This window comes from Pseudonocardia sp. GCM10023141 (assembly GCF_042653605.1).
This window is the reverse complement of sequence record NZ_JBHSIR010000038.1, coordinates 70,598-91,039: the sequence shown is the minus strand read 5'-3', so window position 1 is coordinate 91,039 and position 20,442 is coordinate 70,598. Positions and strand designations below refer to the sequence as shown.

At 72.0% G+C, this 20,442-nt stretch carries 21 protein-coding genes and 1 pseudogene; 14 read left to right on the top strand and 8 right to left on the bottom strand.

Annotated elements, in window-relative coordinates:
• Positions 1–28: 28 nt before the first annotated feature.
• The gene (locus tag ACFPFQ_RS23740) at positions 29–646 is read left to right on the top strand and encodes a TetR/AcrR family transcriptional regulator (protein WP_379622414.1); all 618 of its coding nucleotides are present in this window, start codon (positions 29–31) and stop codon (positions 644–646) included.
• Positions 647–678: 32 nt separating this feature from the next.
• Positions 679–2,346 carry an AMP-binding protein gene (locus ACFPFQ_RS23735; protein ID WP_379622412.1) on the top strand — a complete coding sequence of 556 codons (1,668 nt, stop codon included), beginning with the start codon at positions 679–681 and terminating at the stop codon, positions 2,344–2,346.
• Positions 2,347–2,432: 86 nt separating this feature from the next.
• Here the strand turns inward: ACFPFQ_RS23735 and ACFPFQ_RS23730 are convergent, their stop codons facing one another.
• Positions 2,433–3,401: a heme o synthase gene (locus tag ACFPFQ_RS23730; RefSeq protein WP_379622452.1), complete on the bottom strand. Its 969-nt coding sequence runs from the start codon at positions 3,399–3,401 to the stop codon at positions 2,433–2,435.
• A 309-nt stretch (positions 3,402–3,710) separates the two neighbouring features.
• On the opposite strand from ACFPFQ_RS23730, the gene tkt reads away from it, so the two are divergent.
• The 7 genes from tkt (at position 3,711) to ACFPFQ_RS23695 (ending at position 12,187) form a co-directional block, all read left to right on the top strand.
• On the top strand, positions 3,711–5,798 hold the full coding sequence (gene tkt, locus ACFPFQ_RS23725; protein WP_379622410.1) for a transketolase: 2,088 nt from the start codon (positions 3,711–3,713) through the stop codon (positions 5,796–5,798).
• Between the two features lie 9 nt (positions 5,799–5,807).
• Entirely contained in the window at positions 5,808–6,923 is a 1,116-nt protein-coding gene (tal, locus tag ACFPFQ_RS23720) for a transaldolase (protein WP_379622408.1), read from the top strand.
• Between the two features lie 21 nt (positions 6,924–6,944).
• On the top strand, positions 6,945–8,390 hold the full coding sequence (locus tag ACFPFQ_RS23715) for a glucose-6-phosphate isomerase (protein WP_379622404.1): 1,446 nt from the start codon (positions 6,945–6,947) through the stop codon (positions 8,388–8,390).
• An 81-nt stretch (positions 8,391–8,471) separates the two neighbouring features.
• Positions 8,472–10,022: a glucose-6-phosphate dehydrogenase gene (gene zwf / locus ACFPFQ_RS23710; RefSeq protein WP_379622402.1), complete on the top strand. Its 1,551-nt coding sequence runs from the start codon at positions 8,472–8,474 to the stop codon at positions 10,020–10,022.
• A 25-nt stretch (positions 10,023–10,047) separates the two neighbouring features.
• Positions 10,048–11,016 (top strand): glucose-6-phosphate dehydrogenase assembly protein OpcA, encoded by a 969-nt coding sequence (opcA, locus tag ACFPFQ_RS23705; protein ID WP_379622400.1) that lies wholly within the window; start codon positions 10,048–10,050, stop codon positions 11,014–11,016.
• Positions 11,013–11,774, top strand: a complete 762-nt coding sequence (gene pgl / locus ACFPFQ_RS23700; RefSeq protein ID WP_379622398.1) for a 6-phosphogluconolactonase — start codon at positions 11,013–11,015, stop codon at positions 11,772–11,774. Before opcA ends, pgl begins: the two co-directional genes overlap by 4 nt.
• Positions 11,723–12,187 (top strand): hypothetical protein, encoded by a 465-nt coding sequence (locus ACFPFQ_RS23695; protein WP_379622396.1) that lies wholly within the window; start codon positions 11,723–11,725, stop codon positions 12,185–12,187. The genes pgl and ACFPFQ_RS23695 overlap by 52 nt, the downstream gene beginning before the upstream one ends.
• A 48-nt stretch (positions 12,188–12,235) precedes the next feature.
• Here ACFPFQ_RS23695 and ACFPFQ_RS23690 read toward each other — a convergent pair whose 3' ends face one another.
• Complete coding sequence (locus tag ACFPFQ_RS23690) at positions 12,236–12,844, bottom strand: PadR family transcriptional regulator (protein ID WP_379622394.1); 609 nt, start codon at positions 12,842–12,844, stop codon at positions 12,236–12,238.
• A 54-nt stretch (positions 12,845–12,898) separates the two neighbouring features.
• Between ACFPFQ_RS23690 and ACFPFQ_RS23685 the strand changes: the two genes are divergently transcribed.
• A complete protein-coding gene (locus ACFPFQ_RS23685) occupies positions 12,899–13,363 on the top strand; it encodes a hypothetical protein (protein WP_379622392.1) in 465 nt (154 codons plus the stop codon).
• 11 nt (positions 13,364–13,374) lie between these two features.
• The gene (locus ACFPFQ_RS23680) at positions 13,375–14,715 is read left to right on the top strand and encodes an FAD-dependent oxidoreductase (RefSeq protein ID WP_379622390.1); all 1,341 of its coding nucleotides are present in this window, start codon (positions 13,375–13,377) and stop codon (positions 14,713–14,715) included.
• Positions 14,716–14,727: 12 nt separating this feature from the next.
• Here the strand turns inward: ACFPFQ_RS23680 and ACFPFQ_RS23675 are convergent, their stop codons facing one another.
• Both ACFPFQ_RS23675 and ACFPFQ_RS23670 read right to left on the bottom strand, forming a co-directional pair.
• Positions 14,728–15,987 carry a TrpB-like pyridoxal phosphate-dependent enzyme gene (locus tag ACFPFQ_RS23675; protein ID WP_379622388.1) on the bottom strand — a complete coding sequence of 420 codons (1,260 nt, stop codon included), beginning with the start codon at positions 15,985–15,987 and terminating at the stop codon, positions 14,728–14,730.
• Positions 15,988–16,122: 135 nt separating this feature from the next.
• A complete protein-coding gene (locus ACFPFQ_RS23670; protein ID WP_379622386.1) occupies positions 16,123–16,920 on the bottom strand; it encodes an SAM-dependent methyltransferase in 798 nt (265 codons plus the stop codon).
• Positions 16,921–17,064: 144 nt separating this feature from the next.
• Here ACFPFQ_RS23670 and ACFPFQ_RS23665 point away from each other — a divergent pair, with 144 nt between their 5' ends.
• Positions 17,065–17,553: a glutathione peroxidase gene (locus ACFPFQ_RS23665; RefSeq protein ID WP_379622385.1), complete on the top strand. Its 489-nt coding sequence runs from the start codon at positions 17,065–17,067 to the stop codon at positions 17,551–17,553.
• Between the two features lie 70 nt (positions 17,554–17,623).
• On the opposite strand, the pseudogene ACFPFQ_RS23660 reads toward ACFPFQ_RS23665, so the two are convergent.
• A pseudogene (locus ACFPFQ_RS23660) lies at positions 17,624–17,830 on the bottom strand (hypothetical protein); the annotation flags it as partial.
• A 4-nt stretch (positions 17,831–17,834) separates the two neighbouring features.
• On the opposite strand from ACFPFQ_RS23660, the gene ACFPFQ_RS23655 reads away from it, so the two are divergent.
• Both ACFPFQ_RS23655 and ACFPFQ_RS23650 read left to right on the top strand, forming a co-directional pair.
• A complete protein-coding gene (locus ACFPFQ_RS23655) occupies positions 17,835–18,032 on the top strand; it encodes a hypothetical protein (protein WP_379622383.1) in 198 nt (65 codons plus the stop codon).
• 152 nt (positions 18,033–18,184) lie between these two features.
• Positions 18,185–18,790 (top strand): hypothetical protein, encoded by a 606-nt coding sequence (locus tag ACFPFQ_RS23650; protein ID WP_379622381.1) that lies wholly within the window; start codon positions 18,185–18,187, stop codon positions 18,788–18,790.
• An 82-nt stretch (positions 18,791–18,872) separates the two neighbouring features.
• On the opposite strand, the gene ACFPFQ_RS23645 is transcribed toward ACFPFQ_RS23650, so the two are convergent.
• From ACFPFQ_RS23645 to tpiA, 3 genes are all read right to left on the bottom strand, one after another.
• On the bottom strand, positions 18,873–19,214 hold the full coding sequence (locus ACFPFQ_RS23645) for an RNA polymerase-binding protein RbpA (RefSeq protein ID WP_379622450.1): 342 nt from the start codon (positions 19,212–19,214) through the stop codon (positions 18,873–18,875).
• A gap of 9 nt (positions 19,215–19,223) precedes the next feature.
• Complete coding sequence (secG, locus tag ACFPFQ_RS23640) at positions 19,224–19,460, bottom strand: preprotein translocase subunit SecG (protein ID WP_379622379.1); 237 nt, start codon at positions 19,458–19,460, stop codon at positions 19,224–19,226.
• A 187-nt stretch (positions 19,461–19,647) separates the two neighbouring features.
• A complete protein-coding gene (gene tpiA, locus ACFPFQ_RS23635; protein ID WP_379622448.1) occupies positions 19,648–20,433 on the bottom strand; it encodes a triose-phosphate isomerase in 786 nt (261 codons plus the stop codon).
• Positions 20,434–20,442: the final 9 nt, after the last annotated feature.

Below are 20,442 nucleotides of genomic sequence, written 5' to 3'. Positions count from 1 at the left end.
CCTACTGCCGAGATGCCATGCTGACCAGATGGAGAGCACGAAGCCGCGGCGCCAGCGCGACCCCGACCGCAGGGAGCGCATCCTCACGGCGGCAGCCGAGCTGGCCGCGCGGCGCGGCTTCCACACGGTCGGGATGGCCGACATCGGCGCCGAGGCCGGCATCGTCGGGTCGGGGATCTACCGCCACTTCGACAGCAAGGAAGCCATCCTCATCGCGCTGCTCGATCAGATCATGGCTCGCCTGCAGGCAGGCGCCGAGGCCGTCCTCGCCACGGGGGCCGACGAGCGAGCGTCACTGTCCGCGCTGATCAGAGACCATATTCGCGTCGCGATCCAGGATCGGGACGTGCTCGCGGTCTACCACCGGGAGATCCACAACCTGCCCGACGACGAGCGGCGCAGGCTGCGGCGGCTGCAGCGGCACTACCTCGAGGACTGGGTGCACGTGCTGGCCCCGCTGCGCCGCGACCTCGCCGACGGCGAGCTGCGCCTCGCGGTGCACGCCGCCATCGGCGCGGTGCAGTCCACGCTGTTCTTCCGCAGCGGGCTCGCCACCGACCGGCTCACCGAACTGCTCGACACGATGGCCCATGCCTGCCTCGGCGTCACGGCCGCTCCGAGTGAATTGCTGGTGACTAAGGCTTGATTCCGTGACTGCCGTCACGAATGCTGGCACGCATGGACATCGACGTCACCACCCTGCGCGGCCGGCGCGCGGTGCATCGCTTCGAGCGCACGTCCGTCGGCGACGTGTTCGAGCGGCTGACCTGGAGCTATCCCGACAAGGTCGCGGTGGCCGGCTGGGCAGGCGCCTACGGTGACGAGGCCTTCGCGCGCGTCACCTACCGGGAGGCCGACGAGGCCGCCAACCGGCTGGCCCACGCGCTGGCCGCGGCCGGCCTCCAACCCGGTGCCCGGGTGCTGCTGTTCTGCGAGAACTCGGTGGAGGCCTACCTGTCCAAGGTCGGTATCGCCAAGGCCGGGATGGTGGCCGTCCCGCTCAACCCGAACCTCGCCCCCGACGTCGTCTCCCACCTGATCGAGCTCACCGAGCCCGGCTTCGCGATCGTCGACGCCGAGCTGTGGCCCCAGGCGCAGGCGGCCTTCGACGCGACGGGCCTGCGCGTGGGCGCCACCATCACGATCGGTGGCGGCCCGATCGCGGGCAGCATGTCGTTCTCCGAGCTACTGGCCGGGCACCCGGCCACCGAGCCGGAGGTGGAGATCCACGGCGACGACATCTGGCAGCTGCTGTTCACCTCGGGCACCACCGCCCTACCCAAGGGCGCGATGCTCTCGCACTCCATGACGCACCTGGCGGCGCTCAACTTCGCGCTGTCGCTCACCCGCGGGCTGCGCCACGAGAGCGATCTGAAGCTGGCGGTCTTCCTGCCGATCATCTACCACATCGGCGACCAGATCTTCACGTTCTCCGCGTTCCTGTCCGGCGGCTCGGTGCTCATCGGGCGGCGCCCGGTACCCGGTCCGGTCGCCGACGCGCTCGCCGCCGAGCACAGCACGGCGCTCTGGGCGGGATCACCGCAGTTCGTGGCCGCGCTGGCCGCCGAGCTGGACGCGCGCCCCGAGCTCGACGTGGACGCCCTGCAGGTGCTCGTCTACGGGTGGGGCGCGCTCGCCCCCGCGCTGGTGGCGGGGCTGGAGAAGCGCTGCGGCGGCGAGCTGGTCACGTTGGGGATCTTCGGGCAGACCGAGGCCATCGCGTGCCACCGCTTCTGGCCGTCGAAGTGGCCGGAGGTGCACCAGCGCACCGCGCCCGCCGTCAACTACGTGGGGGTGCCGAGCCCGCTGCTGGCCTCCGACGTCGTCGACGAGAACGGGACGCCCGTGCGCGGCGAGCCCGGCGAGGCCGTCTACCGCTCACCCGTCGTCACGGCCGGCTACTACCGCAACCCCGAGGCGACGGCCGAGGCGTTCCGCGGCGGCTGGTTCCACTCCGGCGACAGCGTTGTCAAGGAGAGCGGGGCCACCCCGGACGACGACGGGCTCCGGATCATGGTCGACCGCTACAAGGACATCGTGAAGACCGGCGGCGAGAACGTCTCCAGCATGCGGGTCGAGGCGGTCCTGCTGTCGCACCCCGACGTGCTGCGCGCCGCGGTCATCGGGCTGCCCCACGAGCGCTGGGGCGAGGCCGTCACCGCGGTGGTGGTGCCGCGCGAGGGAGCCACCCCGACCGAGGCCGCGCTGCTGGACTTCTGCCGCGACAGGCTCGGCGGCTTCGAGCGGCCCAAGGCGATCGTGTTCGCCGCGAGCCTCCCCGAGACCGTCGGCGGCAAGGTGCTCAAGTACAAGCTGCGGGTCGAGCACGCCGCCCACTACAGCTGACCGTCGAGAACGACGTTGCCATGATCAGAAAGCCCTTTTGATCATGGCAACGTCGTTCTCGACGGGATGGCGCCGGCCGCAGGGCCTCAGTGGAACAGAACCGGCAGGCCGATGGCCGCGTCGACCGCGATCGCGGCGAACAGGCCGCACAGGTACATGTTCGACAGGTGGAACAGCTTCATCGGCTGCGGCTCGACACCCCGGGCGACGCCCGCGTGCAGCCGGTGGGCCGAGTACAGGAACCACGCGCCGCCCAGCACCGCGATGGCGGCGTAGATCCACGACGTGACCGGCAGCAGCGCCAGCGTGGCGGCCACCATCACCCACGAGTAGACGACGATCCGGAACGACACCTGCGCCGCCGTGGCGACGACGGGCAGCATCGGCACCCCCGCCGACGCGTAGTCCTCGCGATAGCGCATGGCGAGCGCCCAGAAGTGCGGCGGCGTCCAGAAGAAGATGATGCCGAACATCACCCACGCCGGCCAGCCGACGTCGCCGGTGACCGCGGCCCAGCCGATGACCACCGGCATGCACCCCGCCGCGCCGCCCCACACGATGTTCTGCGACGTCCGCCGCTTGAGCAGCATCGTGTAGACCAGCACGTAGAACGCGATGGCCGCGACCGACAGCGCCGCCGCGAGCCAGTTGGTGGTGAGCCCGAGCCACACCGAGCTGATGACCCCGAGCGCAAGCCCGAAGATCAGCGCGTTGCGCGGGGGCACCTGCCCCTTCGCCAGCGGGCGGCGCGACGTGCGCTTCATCACCGCGTCGATGTCGGCGTCGACCACGCAGTTGAGCGCGTGGGCGCTGGCCGCGGCGAGCGCGCCGCCGACGAGCGTGGCGAGGATCAGCCACACGTCCGGCATTCCCCCGCCCACCCTGCCGCGCTGGGCCAGGAACATGGCCGGCACCGTGACGACGAGCAACTGCTCGATGATGCGGGTCTTCGTGAGGCCGAGATAGGCCCCGACGGTGGCACGCACCCGCTGCAGGGCACCCCGGTGACCCGGGACGTGCGGCTCCTGCGTGGGTCCCTTGTGGGACACGGGCACGGTCACCGGCAACCTCGCATCCGCATGTGGTGGGCGTCGGACGACGTCAGTTCTACAACGCGTCGATGATAGCCGGGGGGTTCGTGGGGCGACCTCGGGGGTGGATCCGGGGAGCGGGCACGGTGGCGGCCGGGCCCGGTACTCCCGACCGGTGATCATCCGGCCGTCGCTCGCACGTCCAGAGCAGACGGTGACTAGGCTGGCCGGAGAGCCGGACCGCTGTAGCGAGCACGATCAGCAAGCACCGAATGTGGCCGCCTGGAACACCCAGCAGAGCAGGGCCCCCACCCGAGAGCCAAGGGAAGTGTTGTGGCCGAGACCGACATCGAGACCCTGACCCGAGCCATCGTGCCCGCCGACTGGACCGATCTGGACAAGCGCGCCGTCGACACCGTACGGGTGCTCGCCGCCGACGCCGTCCAGAAGGTCGGCAACGGCCACCCCGGTACCGCGATGAGCCTCGCGCCGCTGGCGTACACGCTGTTCCAGCGCGTGTTGCGCCACGACCCGAGCGACGAGGACTGGATCGGCCGCGACCGGTTCGTCCTGTCCTGCGGGCACTCCAGCCTCACGCTCTACATCCAGCTCTTCCTCTCCGGCTACGGCCTGGAGCTCGACGACCTCAAGGCGCTGCGTACCTGGGGCTCCAAGACCCCGGGCCACCCCGAGCACCGCCACACCCCGGGCATCGAGATCACCACCGGGCCGCTGGGGCAGGGCCTCGCCTCCGCCGTGGGCATGGCGATGGCCGCGCGCCGCGAGCGCGGGCTGTTCGACCCCGACGCCGCACCCGGCGCGAGCCCGTTCGACCACCAGATCTACGTGATCGCCTCCGACGGTGACATCGAGGAGGGCGTCACCTCCGAGGCGTCGTCGATCGCGGGCACCCAGCAGCTGGGCAACCTCACGCTCGTCTACGACGACAACAAGATCTCCATCGAGGACGACACCACCATCGCGCTGTCGGAGGACACCGCGGCGCGCTACGCGGCCTACGGCTGGCACGTGCAGGTGGTGGAGGGCGGCGAGAACGTCAGCGGCATCCTCGAGGCGCTGGCCGCCGCCAAGGCCGAGACGGCGCGCCCGTCGTTCATCCTGCTGCGCACGATCATCGGCTACCCCGCGCCCACGAAGATGAACACCGGCAAGGCGCACGGCTCGGCGCTGGGCCCCGACGAGGTCGCCGGGGTCAAGAAGGCGCTGGGCTTCGACCCGGAGCAGACCTTCCAGGTCGACGACGACGTGCTCGCCCACGCCCGCGAGGTCGGCGCCCGCGGTGCCGCGCTGCGCAAGGAGTGGAGCGTCACGTTCGACGCCTGGGCCGAGCGCGAGCCCGAGCGCAAGGCACTGCTGGACCGGATGATCGGCCGCACGCTGCCCGACGGCTGGGACAAGGCTCTCCCCACCTGGGACGTCGACCCCAAGGGTCTCGCCACCCGGAAGGCCTCCGGTGAGGTGCTCGGCGCGCTCGCCGATGTGCTCCCGGAGCTGTGGGGCGGCTCGGCCGACCTCGCCGAGAGCAACAACACCACGATGGAGGGCGCCGACTCGTTCGGGCCCACCTCGATCGCGACGAAGTCGTGGAAGGCGCAGCCCTACGGCCGCACGCTGCATTTCGGCATCCGCGAGCACGCGATGGGCTCGATCCTCAACGGCATCGCGCTGCACGGGCCCACCCGGCCCTACGGCGGCACGTTCCTCGTGTTCAGCGACTACATGCGCGGCGCGGTCCGGCTGGCCTCGCTGATGAAGTCCAGCGTCATCTACGTCTGGACGCACGACTCGATCGGCCTGGGTGAGGACGGCCCCACCCACCAGCCGATCGAGCACATGGCGGCGCTGCGCGCCATCCCGGGGCTCGCGATGCTGCGCCCCGGTGACGCCAACGAGACCGCCTACGCCTGGCGCGCCACCCTGGAGCGCCCGGAGGGCCCCAAGGGCCTCGCGCTGTCGCGGCAGAACCTGCCGGTGCTCGCGGGCACGTCCGCCGAGGGCGTCGCGAAGGGCGGTTACGTGCTCGCGGACGCGAGTTCCGGCACCCCGCAGGTGATCCTCATCGCCACCGGCTCCGAGCTGCAGCTGGCCGTGTCGGCGCGCGAGGCGCTGGAGGCCGACGGTGTGCCCACGCGGGTCGTCTCCATGCCGTGCATCGAGTGGTTCGACGAGCAGGACGCCGCCTACCGCGAGTCGGTGCTGCCGGCGGCGGTCAAGGCGCGGGTCAGCGTCGAGGCGGGAATCGCGATGCCGTGGCACCGGTTCACCGGTGACGCGGGCGAGAACGTCTCGATCGAGCACTTCGGGGCCAGCGCCGACGCCGCAACGCTGTTCCGCGAGTTCGGCTTCACCACCGAGAACGTCGTCGCCGCCGCCCGGCGCAGCCTGGCCACCGTCTCCTAGGAGGAACTCATGAGCACCGACCGACTCGGCGACCTCGCCGGAGCAGGCGTCTCCATCTGGCTCGACGACCTGTCGCGCGAGCGCCTGCGCAGCGGCAACCTGCAGTCGCTGATCACCGACAAGCACGTCGTCGGTGTCACCACCAACCCCACGATCTTCGCCGGTGCGCTGTCGCACGGCGAGGCCTACGACGAGCAGGTGCGCGAGCTCGCCGCCCGCGGCGCGGCGCTCGAGGACGCCGTCCGCGAGATCACGGTGTCCGACGTCCAGCAGGGCTGCGATGTCTTCCGCAGCACGTGGGAGGCCACCGGCGGGGTCGACGGGCGGGTCTCGCTCGAGGTCAGCCCGCTGCTGGCGCGCGACACCGACGCGACCGTCGCCGAGGCGCTGGACCTGTGGAAGGCCGTGGACCGGCCCAACCTGTACGTCAAGATCCCGGCCACCGAGGCCGGCCTGCCGGCGATCGCCCGCACGCTGGCCGAGGGCGTGAGCGTCAACGTCACGCTGATCTTCTCCGTCGAGCGCTACCGCGCCGTGATGGACGCCTACCTCGACGGTCTCGAGCAGGCCGCGGCCAACGGGCACAACCTGGCCGGCATCACGTCGGTGGCGAGCTTCTTCGTCTCCCGCGTCGACACCGAGATCGACAAGCGCCTCGAGAAGATCGGCACCGAGGAGGCGCTGGCGCTGCGTGGAAAGGCGGGTGTCGCGAACTCCCGGCTGGCCTACGCCGCCTACCAGGAGGTGTTCGCCGGCGAGCGCTGGGCGGCGCTGGCGGCCAAGGGTGCCAAGGTCCAGCGGCCGTTGTGGGCCTCGACCGGGGTGAAGAACCCCGACTACTCCGACACGCTCTACGTCACCGAGCTCGTCGTCGCCGACACCGTCAACACGATGCCGGAGAAGACGATGCTGGCGTTCGCCGACCACGGCGAGCTGGTCGCGGGTGGCGACGCCGTCACCGGTACCGGCCCGGCGGCCCGGGAGGTCTTCGACGCCGTTGCGGCGGCGGGTGTCGACCTCACCGACGTGTTCCTCGTGCTCGAGGACGAGGGCGTCGACAAGTTCGAGAAGTCCTGGGCGGAGCTGCTGGACTCCGTGAAGGGCCAGCTCGACGCCGCCAAGTAGGAGATCAGGGACAGGAGCACGATGACAGGCGTTTCCACCACCGTCATCCCGTCCGCGGACGCGGTGGCCCGGCTGGTGGCCGACGCCGTCGCGTCCCGCACCGCCGCGGGTGAGCGCCGGCCCGGCGGCGTCGACCCCGGCTGGGTCGACGCCGCCCGGGGCGCGCGGCCGCTGGTCGGTGAGATCAGTGCGCTGCGGGAACGGCTGCGGGTGGCCGGCCTCGGCCGGGTCGTCCTCGCCGGCACCGGCGGCACCGGGGTCGCGGCCGAGGTGCTGGCCGGGCCCGGCGCGCGCCTGACCGTGCTCGACGGCACCGACCCGGTGCAGGTCGCCGAGGCGCTCGCGGGTGACCTGGAATCCACGGTCCTCGTGGTGAGCGCGCCCGACGGCGCGCCGACAGCGGGACTGGAGCTGGTCTGGGACACCGTCGCGGGTGCGATGCGGGCCGACGGCCTCGACCCCGCCGACCAGACCGTGCTGGTGGCCACCCCCGACAGCCCGCTGATCGCCCGCGCCGACGGCGCGGTCGTGGTGCTGGGCCCCGCCCGGGTCACCGGTCCCTGGACGGCGCTCACCGCGTTCGCGCTGGTGCCGGCCGGGCTGGCGGGTGCCGACGTCGAGGCGGTGCTCGCCGACGCCGCCGACACGCGCGCGCTGCTCGGCACCGACGAGGCGTCCGACCCGGCCGTCACGCTCGGTGCCCTGCTGGCCGACACCCCGGTCGTCGCACTGGACGGCCGGGAGCCGCTGGCCGAGTGGGTGGCCGGGCTGCTGGCCGCCGGACTCGGCCGGGCGCTGCTGCCCGTGGTCGTCGAGTCGCCAGGCGCACCCGGGTGGGCCGAGCGCACCATCGCCTTCGACGACGGTGGCGGCGACGACAGCGGCGCCGACATCGTCACCGCGGGCTCCCCCGCCGCGCAGATGCTGCTCTGGCAGCACGCCGTGGCGGCCGCGGCGCACCTGACCGGCGACACCCCGGCCCCGCCCGAGTCCGGGTCACCCACCGCCACCGCCGACCGGCCCACCTTCACCGACGGCATGGTCGAGGTGTTCGGCGACTGGCTGCCCCCGGGCACGGCCACCGTCGCCGACGCGCTGAGAGCCCTGCTCGCAGCGGGCGAGGCGCATCCCGGCGTGGCCGTGCACGCCTACCTCGACCGCCACGACGACGCCTCGGCCGCGCTGCTGCGCCCCGAGCTGACGCGGCGCACCGGGCGGATCACCGCGTTCGGGTGGGCCGAGCGGGCGCTGGCCACGGCCACGGCCGTCTGCCAGGTCACCGGATCGGACGGTGACGGTGATGGCAGCGACGATCCCGGTGGCGACCCCTTCAGTGCGTTCCAGCAGGCCAGCGCGCGTGCCGACGCCGCCGCACTGACCCGCGACGGCGCCACCGTGCTGCGGTTGCACCTCACCGACCGGGTGGTCGGGCTCGTCACGCTGGTGCGTGCCGTGCAGGAGCTGTGACCCGGCTGCAATGATCGCCGCCGGAACCCCGAGCACCGCCACCACCGAACCGCCACCAGACATGCACGACCAGGGAGAGCGATGAGTGCCGACACGACCGGCGCGCAGGCGTGGAGCAACCCGCTGCGCGACGCGCGCGACAAGCGGCTGCCGCGGATCGCGGGCCCGTGTGGCCTGGTGATCTTCGGTGTGACCGGTGACCTCTCACGCAAGAAGCTGATGCCCGCCATCTACGACCTCGCCAACCGCGGACTGCTGCCGCCGGGCTTCGCGCTCACCGGGTTCGCGCGCCGCGACTGGGAGACCCAGGACTTCGGCCAGGTCGTCTACGAGGCCGTGAAGGCGCACGCGCGCACGCCGTTCAACCAGTCGGTGTGGGATCGCCTCGCCGAGGGCTTCCGCTTCGTGCAGGGCAGCTTCGACGACGACGACGCGTTCGACCGGCTCGAACAGACCGTCGAGGAGCTCGACCGGATCCGCGGCACCAACGGCAACCACGCGTTCTACCTGTCGATCCCGCCCGGCGCGTTCCCGGTGGTGTGCAAGCAGCTCGCGCGCTCCGGACTGTCGGCGCAGCCGGGTGACCAGTGGCGCCGCGTCGTCATCGAGAAGCCGTTCGGGCACGACCTCAAGAGCGCGATCGAGCTCAACGCGATCGTCAACGACGTGTTCCCCGAGGACTCGGTGTTCCGCATCGACCACTACCTCGGCAAGGAGACGGTGCAGAACATCCTGGCACTGCGCTTCGCCAACCAGCTGTTCGAGCCGATCTGGAACTCCCACTACGTCGACCACGTGCAGATCACGATGGCCGAGGACATCGGGCTGGGCGGGCGCGCCGGGTACTACGACGGCATCGGCGCCGCCCGCGACGTCATCCAGAACCACCTGCTGCAGCTGCTCGCGTTCATCGCGATGGAGGAGCCCACGTCCTTCTCCTCCAACGAGCTGCGCGCGGAGAAGATCAAGGTCCTCAACGCCACCAAGCTCATCGGGCCGCTGGACGAGACCACTGCCCGCGGCCAGTACGACGGCGGCTGGCAGGGCGGCGAGCTCGTGCCGGGGCTGAAGGAGGAGGAGGGGTTCAACCCCGAGTCCGGCACCGAGACCTACGCCGCGATCACCTGCGAGATCGACACCCGCCGCTGGGCGGGCGTGCCGTTCTACCTGCGCACGGGCAAGCGGCTGGGCCGCCGCGTCACCGAGATCGCGGTGATCTTCAAGCGGGCCCCGCACCTGCCCTTCGACGCGACGATGACCGAGGAGCTCGGCCAGAACGCGTTCGTGGTGCGGGTGCAGCCCGACGAGGGCGTCACCATGCGGTTCGGGTCCAAGGTGCCGGGCAGCACCATGGAGGTGCGCGACGTCACGATGGACTTCGGGTACGGCACCGCGTTCACCGAGGCCTCCCCCGAGGCCTACGAGCGGCTGATCCTCGACGTGCTGCTGGGCGAGCCGAGCCTGTTCCCCGTCAACGACGAGGTGGAGCGGTCCTGGGAGATCCTCGACCCGGTCATCGAGCACTGGGCGGCACAGAAGGACGGTCCGGATCCCTACCCCGCGGGGTCATGGGGCCCGGAGTCGGCCAACGCGATGCTCGCCCGCACCGGTCGCACGTGGCGCCGGCCGTGACCAGTAACGACACCAGGAGCTGGACATGATCGTCGACCTCCCGTCGAGCACCACCTCGGCGGTCAACAAGAAGATCGTCGAGCTGCGCGAGCACGGTGGCGTGCTCGCGCTGGGCCGCGTGCTGACGCTCGTGATGATCACCGATGACGGTGCCGCCATCGAGGACGCCATCGCCGCGGCCAACGCGGCCAGCCGCGAGCACCCCTGCCGCGTGATCGTGTTGGCGCGCGGGCAGCGCAAGGCCGCGGCGCGGCTCGACGCGCAGATCCGTGTCGGCGGCGACGCCGGCGCCAGCGAGGTGGTGGTGCTGCGCGGCTACGGCGCGCTCGCCGCCGATGACGCCGGTGCCGGCATGGTCATGCCGCTGCTGCTGCCCGACGCCCCGGTGGTGGCCTGGTGGCCCGGTGAGGCGCCTGCCAACCCGTCGCAGGACGCCGTGGGCCGCCTCGCCCAGCGTCGCATCACCGACGCGCTGGCGTCGAAGAACCCGCTCAAGGCGTTCGAGCAGCGCCGCGCCCACCACGTCGAGGGCGACACCGACCTGACGTGGACGCGGCTCACGCCGTGGCGCGCCCTGCTCGCCACGGCGCTGGACCACCCGCCGCACGAGCCCGTCACGGGCGCCGTGGTGGCGGGCGAGGCGGTCTCGCCGTCCACCGACCTGATGGCGGGCTGGCTGCAGGTGCGGCTGGGCACGAAGGTCAAGCGGTCGCCTGCGCAGAGCGGGCCGGGCCTGGTGTCGGTGCGGTTGGAGCGCGCGTCCGGCCCGGTGGAGCTCGTCCGTCCCGACGGCAAGACGGGGGCACTGCGCCAGCCGGGCCAGCCCGACCGGCTCGTCGCGCTGGCCCGTCGTGAGGTGCGTGACTGCCTCGCCGAGGAGCTGCGCAGGCTCGACCCCGACGAGATCTACGGGGAAGCGCTCGGCGGTGTCAGCTCCATCGGACGGGGCCGCACCCCCATCAAGGTGCCGGCGCTGAACGTGACCTCATCATGAGCGGGGCCGTGAACGGGGCCAGGGTCGTGATCCATTCCGGCGCCGACGTGCTCGCGGCGGCCGCGGCGGCGCGGCTCATCACGCGGCTCACCGACCTGCAGGCCGCGGGCGGCACGCCACGGATCGCGCTGACCGGCGGCGGCGTGGGCATCGGCATGCTGGAGCAGATCCGCGCCGCGCCGGCCCGCGACGCCGTCGACTGGGCTCGGGTGGAGTTCTTCTGGGGCGACGAGCGGTTCCTGCCGCCGGGCGACCCGGAGCGCAACGAGACCCAGGCCAGGGCCGCGCTGCTCGACCATGTGCCCGTCGACCCGGCGAAGGTGTTCCCGATGGGCGCCGACACCGGCACCGGCCCGGACGGCGCCGAGGCCGCGGCCGCCGACTACGCAGCACTGCTCGCCGGCTCCCCGCGCGATCCGCTGTTCGACGTCGTGCTGCTCGGGATGGGCGAGGAGGGCCACACCGCGTCGGTGTTCCCCGACTCCCCCGCCGTGCACGAGACCACCCGCACCGTCGTCGACGTGCACGACTGCCCGAAGCCACCGCCCACCCGGGTGTCGCTGACACTGGCCACCATCCGCCGCTCCGCCGAGGTGTGGCTGGTCACGGCGGGCGCGGGCAAGGCTCCGGCCGTGGCAGCGGCGCTGGGCGGTGCCGCCGAGGTGGACGTCCCGGTCGCAGGCGCGGTCGGCGCGGAGCGGACGCTGTGGCTGATCGACCGGGCGGCAGCGAGCGAGCTTCCGGGGCACCGGGCCTGACCCGGCTACGAGGAGTGCAGCTCGTCGCCGGGCATCTCGTGGCCGACGCCGCCAACGTCGTCGGCTCCCGCCCGGACGGCTGGTGGCGCGACCGGGCCGGGGCCGCCACCCGGCTGGCCGCGCGGCTCGTCGCTGCCCTGGACGGTGGCGGGCTCGCGACGCTGGTGAGCCCGGACGGCGTGGTGCACCTCGTTCTCGAAGGTGCGGCCCGGACCGCCGCGATCCCCGAGCACCCGCGGCTGCGGGTGCATCGCGCCGAGCACGACGGCGACAGCGCGATCGCGGCGCTGGCGGCTGAGCTGACCGGTCCCGTCACGGTGGTGACCGCGGATCGTGGGCTGCGGGAGCGGGTGCAGGCCTGCGGAGCCACCACCGTGGGACCGGGCACGCTGCTGGGGCTGCTGCACTCGTAGTACTTCCCCGGCGCCGTACGGGGGCAGCGGCGACCCCGGACGGCGGGGTCAGGAGGGCAGCCGCGGGATCGCCTCGAAGGTGGCGTCGCTCCAGGCCAGCGTTCCGTCGCCGAGGCCCTCGACGATCGCGTCCACCCAGCGCAGCTCCGCATCGGTGACGGCACGGACGTACTCCGACTCGAGCATCGTCACCCGCGGCAGGCCGTACGCCTCGGTCTCGGTGACGATCGCCGCGTCGAGCTCCGCCACCCGCTGGGCGAGCCGTTCCCGCCGCGCCTGCAACAGCGTGCGCGTGGTCTGCGGTGTCACCAGCGCGAGGAACGACAGCGCCGCCGGGAACTCGGGGTACTCGTTGCGCGGCGTCGAGAGGATCTCGTCGAGCCACTGCCGCGATGCCGCGCGCCCGGAGTCGGTGATCTCGTAGGTGGTGCGCTCCGGGTAGAGCTGGTCGCGGCCCGTGCCCTGCACGGCGATGAGCCCGGCCTCGACGAGCCTGGTGATCATCTTGTAGAGCGTGGCGCGCTGCCCGACGTTGACGACCTGGTCCTTGCCCCACTGCTTGATCAGCTGCTGGATGCCGTACGGGTGCAGCGGGCCGGTCTCGAGCACGCCCAGGATCGTGAGGGCGAGGGGAGATCGTCGGAACGTCGTCGACACCACCTGAACCTACACTAGTTGCATGACGACTAGTTTCTATGCCACTATTCGCCCATGGCAAACACCGAGACCGTCCGCATCCACGCCGACCACAGCGTCGCCAAGCACCTGGGCCACTGGACCACCGCGAGCCGATTCGACGTTCGCGCCCGGCGCGGCGCCGTCGTGCTCGACCTGCGCTCCCCGCAGATCGGCGAGCCCGCCGACCCCATCGAGATCCACCTCGACGTCGACCACGCCATGGTCAAGCTGCTCGTGCCGAGCGATGCCACCGTCGAGACCTGGGACCTGACCTGGACCGGCCGCGGCCGCGTCAAGGACGGGGAGCGGCCGGCCGGAAAGGGCGCCCGCCAGATCCGGCTCACCGGCTCGGTCGCCAGCGGCGAGATCCGCATCCACCGCGGCGGCATCGCGATCCTGTCGGCGCTGTTCTCCCGCGCCTACGTCGAGGACGTGCGCCGCGCCCACCGCGAGGGCGTCATGCCCACCGTCGACGACCCCACCCGCACCGCGATCTGAGGAGCACCGCCATGCATGTCCTGATCATCGGCGCCGGCACCGGCGGCCTCTGCCTCGCGCAGGCACTGCGCACCGCCGGGGTGAGCGTCGCCGTGTACGAGCGCGACCGCACCCGCAACGACGGCCTGTTCGGCTACCGCGTCGGCATCTCGCCCGACGGCTCGCGGGCGCTGCACGCCTGCCTGCCCGAGCGGCTGTTCGACACCTTCGTCGCGACCACCGCCATCACCCCGAACTGGTTCTCGATGTACACCGAGCAGTACGGCGAGCTGCTCAGCCTCGGCGGCTTCGACACCGCCGCAGCCGACGACCCCGGCGCCGAGCGCTCGGTGAGCCGCATGACGCTGCGCCAGGTGCTGCTCACCGGCATCGAGGACATCGTCTCCTTCGACAAGAAGTTCACCCGCTACGAGCAGCACGCCGACGGCACGGTCACCGCTCACTTCGCCGACGGCACGTCCGCCACCGGCGACGTGCTGGTCGGTGCCGACGGCACGGGCTCACCGGTGCGCCGGCAGTACCTGCCGCACGCCACGTTGCAGGAGACGGATCTCTTCGGCATCACCGCCAAGCTGCCGCTCACCGAGCAGACCCGCGCGCTGCTGCCGCCGAAGGTGCTGCGCGGCGTCTCGATGGTCACCGCGCCCGGCGGCGACGGCATGATCATCCATGTCATGGAGTTCCCGTGGGACGCCGACGGCGTCAAGCAGGGCATCGGCGGCAACGACGCCGACCTCCTGCGCGCCTGGCCCGGGCTGAACTTCGACAACACGCGCGACTACATCATGCTCGGCTTCTCCTCCCACCGCCGCAGGCTGCCCGCCGACTTCATGAGCCTCGACGGGCCCGCACTGCACGCGATCATGCTCGACCGCACGCAGCGCTGGCACCCGGACCTGCGCGCGCTCGTCGCGGGGTCGGATCCGAGCACCTGCTTCCCGCTCAACATCCGCACCACCGACCGGGTGCCGCCGTGGGCGAGCAGCACCGTCACGCTCATCGGCGACGCCATCCACACGATGACCCCCGGGCTGGGTGTCGGCGCCAACACGGCGCTGCGCGACGCCCGGATCCTCGCCGAGGGGCTCATCGCGGCCGAGCGCGGGGAGCGCACCGTGCTCGACGCCGTCGGCGCCTACGAGCAGCAGATGCACGGCTATGCCTGGGACCTCGTCGCGAAGTCCCTCGAGCGCTTCGACGCCGACGCGGCGATCTACCGGTCCGGCATCGGCGGCCGGCTCGCGCTGGCGGGGATGCGCACGGGCATGCGGCTGGTGAACCACCTGCCCCCGCTCAAGCGGAAGATGGCCGCGGCGACGAGCGCCGACCGCGGCCACGACCGGCTCGAGTGATCCCCCGGAGCGTCAGCCCTGCTCGTCGGGCAGGCGTCCGTTGTTGTAGTCGTCGTAGGCCGACAGGTCGAGGAAGCCGTGGCCGCTGTAGTTGAAGAGGATCACCTTCTCCTCGCCGGTCTCCTTCGCGGCCAGCGCCTCGTCGATCGCGGCCCGCACGGCGTGGGCGCACTCGGGAGCCGGGATCTTGCCCTCCGTGCGGGCGAACTGCACCGCGGCCTCGAAGACCTTGCCCTGCGGGTAGGCGACGGCCTCCATCCGGCCGTCGCGCACGAGCTGGGAGATCAGCGGCGAGTCACCGTGGTAGCGCAGCCCGCCCGCGTGGATGGACGGCGGCACGAAGTCGTGGCCGAGCGTGTACATGGCCATCAGCGGCGTGAGGCCCGCCGTGTCGCCGAAGTCGTACTCGAACCGGCCCTGCGTCAGCGTCGGGCACGACAGCGGCTCCACGGCCAGCAGCCGCACGCCGGTGTCGGGGACGAACGGGAAGGCGATCCCACCGAGGTTCGACCCGCCGCCGCACGGCGCGATCACGACGTCGGGCAGCCGCTCCCCCGCGAGCTCCAGCTGCTCCTTGGCCTCGATACCGATCACCGTCTGGTGCAGCAGCACGTGGTTGAGCACCGAACCCAGCGCGTAGTGGGTGTCGGCGCGGCCCCCGCAGTCACGCACGGCATCGGAGATCGCAGACCCCAGCGAGCCGGGGTGATCCGGCTCGTCCACCGGCGATGGGACGACCGAGCCACCCCACGTCTCGATGGCGATGCGCCGGTAGGGCTTCTGGTCGTAGGAGGCCCGCACCATGTAGACCTTGAGTTCGAGGTCGAACTGGGCGCACGCGAACGCCATCGCCGTGCCCCACTGCCCCGCGCCCGTCTCGGTGGAGATGCGGGTGATGCCCTCCTGCTTGTTGTAGAACGCCTGCGGCACGGCCGTGTTGGTCTTGTGGCTGCCCGAGGGCGACACCGACTCGTCCTTGAAGTAGATGCGCGCCGGCGTGCCGAGCGCCTTCTCCAGCCGGACGGCCCGCACCAGCGGCGTCGGACGCCACAGCCGCAGGATGTCGAGCACCTCGCCGGGGACGTCGATCCAGGGCTCGGCGCTGACCTCCTGCCCGATCAACGCCATCGGGAACAGCGGCGCCAGGTCGTCAGGGCCGACCGGCTCGCGCGTGCCCGGGTGCAGCGGCGGCTGCGGCGGGTTCGCGAGGTGGGGCACCACGTTGAACCAGGAGGTGGGGATCTTGTCGGGCGCCATCGTCCAACGCGTCATTCGCGGCACGTTAGTGGCCCCCGTCACGGCGCGGTAGCCCCGCCCCCACCTCGCACACCGCGACCCGTCCTCGCAGGGTGTGGAGCGTGTGCGAGGACCGGCGACGGCATGCGACGTCGGTCTGCAGGCACACCGCTACGGCTTGCGGGCCACGCCGCCGTACGCGTCGATCGGGACCACCTCGCCGCCGACGGGGGCAAGGGAGGGGCGCCAGCGCGTGACGGTGACGATGCCCGGCTCGACCGGCTCGAAGCCGGCGAACCAGCCCTCGATCTCCGCGACGGTGCGCAGCTCGTAGGGCGAGCCCATCTCCGCCTGCGCCTTGCTCGCGGCGATGACGGCCTCGCTCGTGTCGGTGCCGTCCCACAGCACCATGTAGCTGCCGGAGGGGACCACGTCCATGATGCCGGCGATCACCGCGCGGGCATCGGCGGCCTCCTTGAGGTAACCGAAGACCCCCATGAACAGCACCGCGATCGGCTGCGTGAAGTCCAGGACGTCGCGGGCGCCTGCGATGATCTTCGCGGGGTCGCGGTAGTCGGCGTCGATGTAGGTGGTGACGCCCTCCGGCGTGGTGTTGACGAGCAGCGCGCGGGCATGTGCCAGCACCAGCGGGTCGTTGTCGACGTAGACGATGCGCGACTCCGGCGCGATGCCCTGGGCCACCTCGTGGGTGTTCTGCATCGTCGGCAGGCCGGTGCCGATGTCGAGGAACTGCCGGATGCCGGCCTCGCCCGCGAGGTGGCGCACCGCCCGCACCAGGAACCGGCGCGACTCCACCGCGTAGGCCTTGGTCTGCGGGAAGGCCGCCAGCACGGCGTCACCCACCGCGCGGTCGGCCGCGTAGTTGTCCTTGCCGCCGAGCCAGTAGTTCCAGATCCGGGCGCCGTGTGGCACATCGGACCGGATGTCGGGGATCTGCTCGTCGGTCAACGCGTCCTCCTCGATACTGCTGCTCGTCGACCCGACCCTATCCGGGTGAACCCGCCGCCAGAACCCGCCCCGCTGCCGACCGGACGTGACCGACGACGCAGCGACGCCCGGTCCGCCGATCGCCGCGGAGCCTACGCTGCAACCATGACGCTGCAGGACGCGAAGATCGCCGCACTCGACGGCTCCCCGCTCGATCTGGAGGCGCTGCGCGGTCGCGCGGTGCTCGTGGTGAACGTCGCCTCGAAGTGCGGGCTGACGCCCCAGTACACCGGGCTGGAGGAGCTGCAGCAGCGCTACGGCGACCGGGGCCTCACCGTGCTCGGCGTGCCGTGCAACCAGTTCCGGGGCCAGGAGCCGGGCACCGCGGAGGAGATCCAGAGCTTCTGTTCCACCACCTACGGTGTGACGTTCCCGATGACCGAGAAGGTCGACGTCAACGGCCCCGACCGGCACCCGCTCTACGAGGAGCTCACCGCCACCGCCGACGCCGAGGGCACCGCGGGTGACGTGCAGTGGAACTTCGAGAAGTTCCTCATCGGCACCGACGGCACGGTGGTGCACCGGTTCCGCCCGCGCACCGAGCCCACCTCCGACGAGGTCGTGCAGGGCATCGAGGCCGCCCTCCCGAGGTGAGGCCGGGGGCTCAGGTCTCCCGCTGCAGGTAGGCCAGCACCGCCAGCACGCGGCGGTTGTCGTCGTCGGACTGCGACAGCACGAGCACCGGCAGCCCGGGCAGCTCGCGGCGGGCGGCGAGCGCGGCGCGCAGGCCCTCGTCGGTGTGGGTCGGTGGCAGCCGCACGTCGACCACCGCGACGTCGGGCCGGTGCTCCAGCAGCGCGGCCAGCAGCTCGGGACCCGTCTCCGACTGGGACCACCGCTGGGTGGCCGATCCGCGGTTCCGCCACGGCATCCGCGTGGTGACCGGCCTGTGGGGTGCGGGCTTGCTGCTCGACTCGGCGCTGCGGGTGGTCATGGCGTTCACGTTGCCCGTCGACCTGGTGCCCGTGCTGAGCGTCGTGCTCATCGTCGTCACGCCGGCGCTGGCCAAGGTCCTCGGCAAGGCCTACGGGCGGCGGATCGGGCTGACGTCGCCGCGGACCGCCGATGTCTGATCCGCGGGTGGTGCTCGTCACCGGCGGTGCGAGCGGGATCGGGGCGGCCGTGGCCCGGCGGCGCCTGGCAGGAGCTGCGCCCCGTCGCCTTCCCACCGCTGGAGCTGTGATCCACATCCACGTTCGGGACCCGATCGTGGCATGGTGATCCCGTGGAGGACGAACGGAGCCGCCGGGGCCCAGCCCGGGCGCCAGCCCGCGGCACGGCCCGGGTGCCGGCCCTGATCACAGCCCTGATCGCGGGCGCGACCGTGATCGCGGGCTGTACCGCAGGCGTCGACGGCAACGGCGCGGCGCCGAAGGCCGCGGCGACGCCCGCTCCCCCGGCCGCGTGCATGCTCGACACCGCCGCGCTGGCCGTCACCACCGGGGTGGCCTGGACCGCCGACCCCTCCACCGCGAGCGACACCCGCTGCGTCTACGACCCCGCTGCGGCGCCCGCCCCCACCGTCGCTGCCTCGCCGGCGGGCGGCTCGGGCGTGCTGCCGGGGCCCGACTTCGTCGCCGTCGACGTCACCCGCTTCACCGGTGACCCGGCCGCCGAGCTCGACACGATCGCCGAGGTCTGCGAAACCGGCTCCCGCGCGCCCGGCCCCGGCAACGACGGTTTCGTGTGCCGGCTCGCCGGCGGCAGCGTCTACGCGGGGGTGGTGCGCGACAACCGCGCCGTCACGGTGTCGGCGTCGGCCGTGCCGGCGGGCACCACGGCCGCCCGGCTCGTGGTGGGGATCGGCCAGCAGCTCGGCATCCTCAAGTAGTCCCAGTGGCCCGGACGGTGGCCCGGACGCACGCGAGCCCCGACCGATCGGATCGGCCGGGGCTCGCGTGGAGCGGGTGGAGCTACAGCTCGCGGGAGGCCCGCAGCCTGCCCAGCGCCTCTTCGAGGATGGCCGCGCCGTCGGCGTCGCTGCGGCGCTCCTTCACGTAGGCGAGGTGCGTCTTGTACGGCTCCGTGCGCGGCGCGGCCGGCGGGTTCTGACCGTCGCGACCGGCCGGGAGACCGCAGCGCGGGCAGTCCCAGGAATCGGGGATGTCGGCCTCTGCGGCGAACGAGGGCGTGGTGACGTGCCCGCTCGCGCAGAAGTAGGAGATGCGTTCGCGCGCAGCGGTCTCGCCGCGCTCGGACTCCCCCATGGGGCCGGCACCGACTCGGGTGCCGCGAATAGCGTTGCCGCCAGACATGGCCATCTCTTACACCCCTACCTTGACGAGCAGACCGGTGCCGACAATAGCGATGATCCAGATCGCGCCCACGAACAGCGTGAAGCGGTCGAGGTTCTTCTCGACCACGCTGGAGCCCGACAGGCTGGACTGCACGCCGCCGCCGAAGAGGGTGGACAGACCGCCGCCGCGACCTCGGTGCAGCAGGATCAGCAGCACCAGCAGAACGCTGGAAACGATCAGTACGATCTGCAGGGCGAGTTGCATCCCATCCTCATTCGTCGTCACACATGCGGAGCGGGCCGAAGCGCCGCTCGGGAGAACCCACGATACCCGTGCCGGGCCGCAACGTTGACCGGGGTCACACCAGCCGTCCCGTCGAGAACGCACCTACGGTGATCAACAGGGCCTGATGATCACGGCAACCACGTTCTCGACGGAAGGGGGTGGCGCGTTACGGCAGGGGCCCGCCCGCCGCGATGGCGCACAGCTGCGGGAACTCCTCGACGTCGATGCTCGCGCCCCCGACGAGGGCACCGTCGACGTCCTTCTCGGCCACGATCTCGCCCACGTTCTTGGCCTTGACCGAGCCGCCGTAGAGCACGCGCACACCCGCGGCGAACGACTCGTCGTAGAGCGCGGCCAGCGTCTGGCGCAATGCCGCGCAGACCTCCTGCGCGTCGGCCGCACTCGCCACGCGGCCGGTGCCGATGGCCCAGACCGGCTCGTAGGCGACGACGAGGTCCTTCGCCTGCTCCGCCGTGATGCCCTTGAGAGCGGCCGCGAGCTGCGCCGTGCAGTGCGCGACGTGCTCGCCGGACTCCCGCACGTCGAGGCCCTCACCGACGCACAGGATCGGAGCGATGCCGTTGCGGATGGCCGCCTGGACCTTCTTGCCGACCAGCGCGTCGGTCTCGCCGTGGATCTCCCGGCGCTCCGAGTGCCCGACGACGACGTACTTGCAGCCCAGCTTCGCGAGCATCACGCCGGAGACGTCACCGGTGTAGGCACCGGAGTCGAACGGCGAGATGTCCTGCGCGCCGTGCACCATCAGCAGCCCGTCACCGTCGATCATGGTCTGGATGCTGCGGATGTGGGTGAACGGCGGCAGGACCGCGACGTCGACCTTCTTGTAGTACTTCTCCGGCAACGCAAAGGCGTACTTCTGCATCAGGGCGATGGCCTCGAGGTGCGTGAGGTTCATCTTCCAGTTGCCGGCGATGAGTGGCTTCTTCGCCACTTGTGCTGC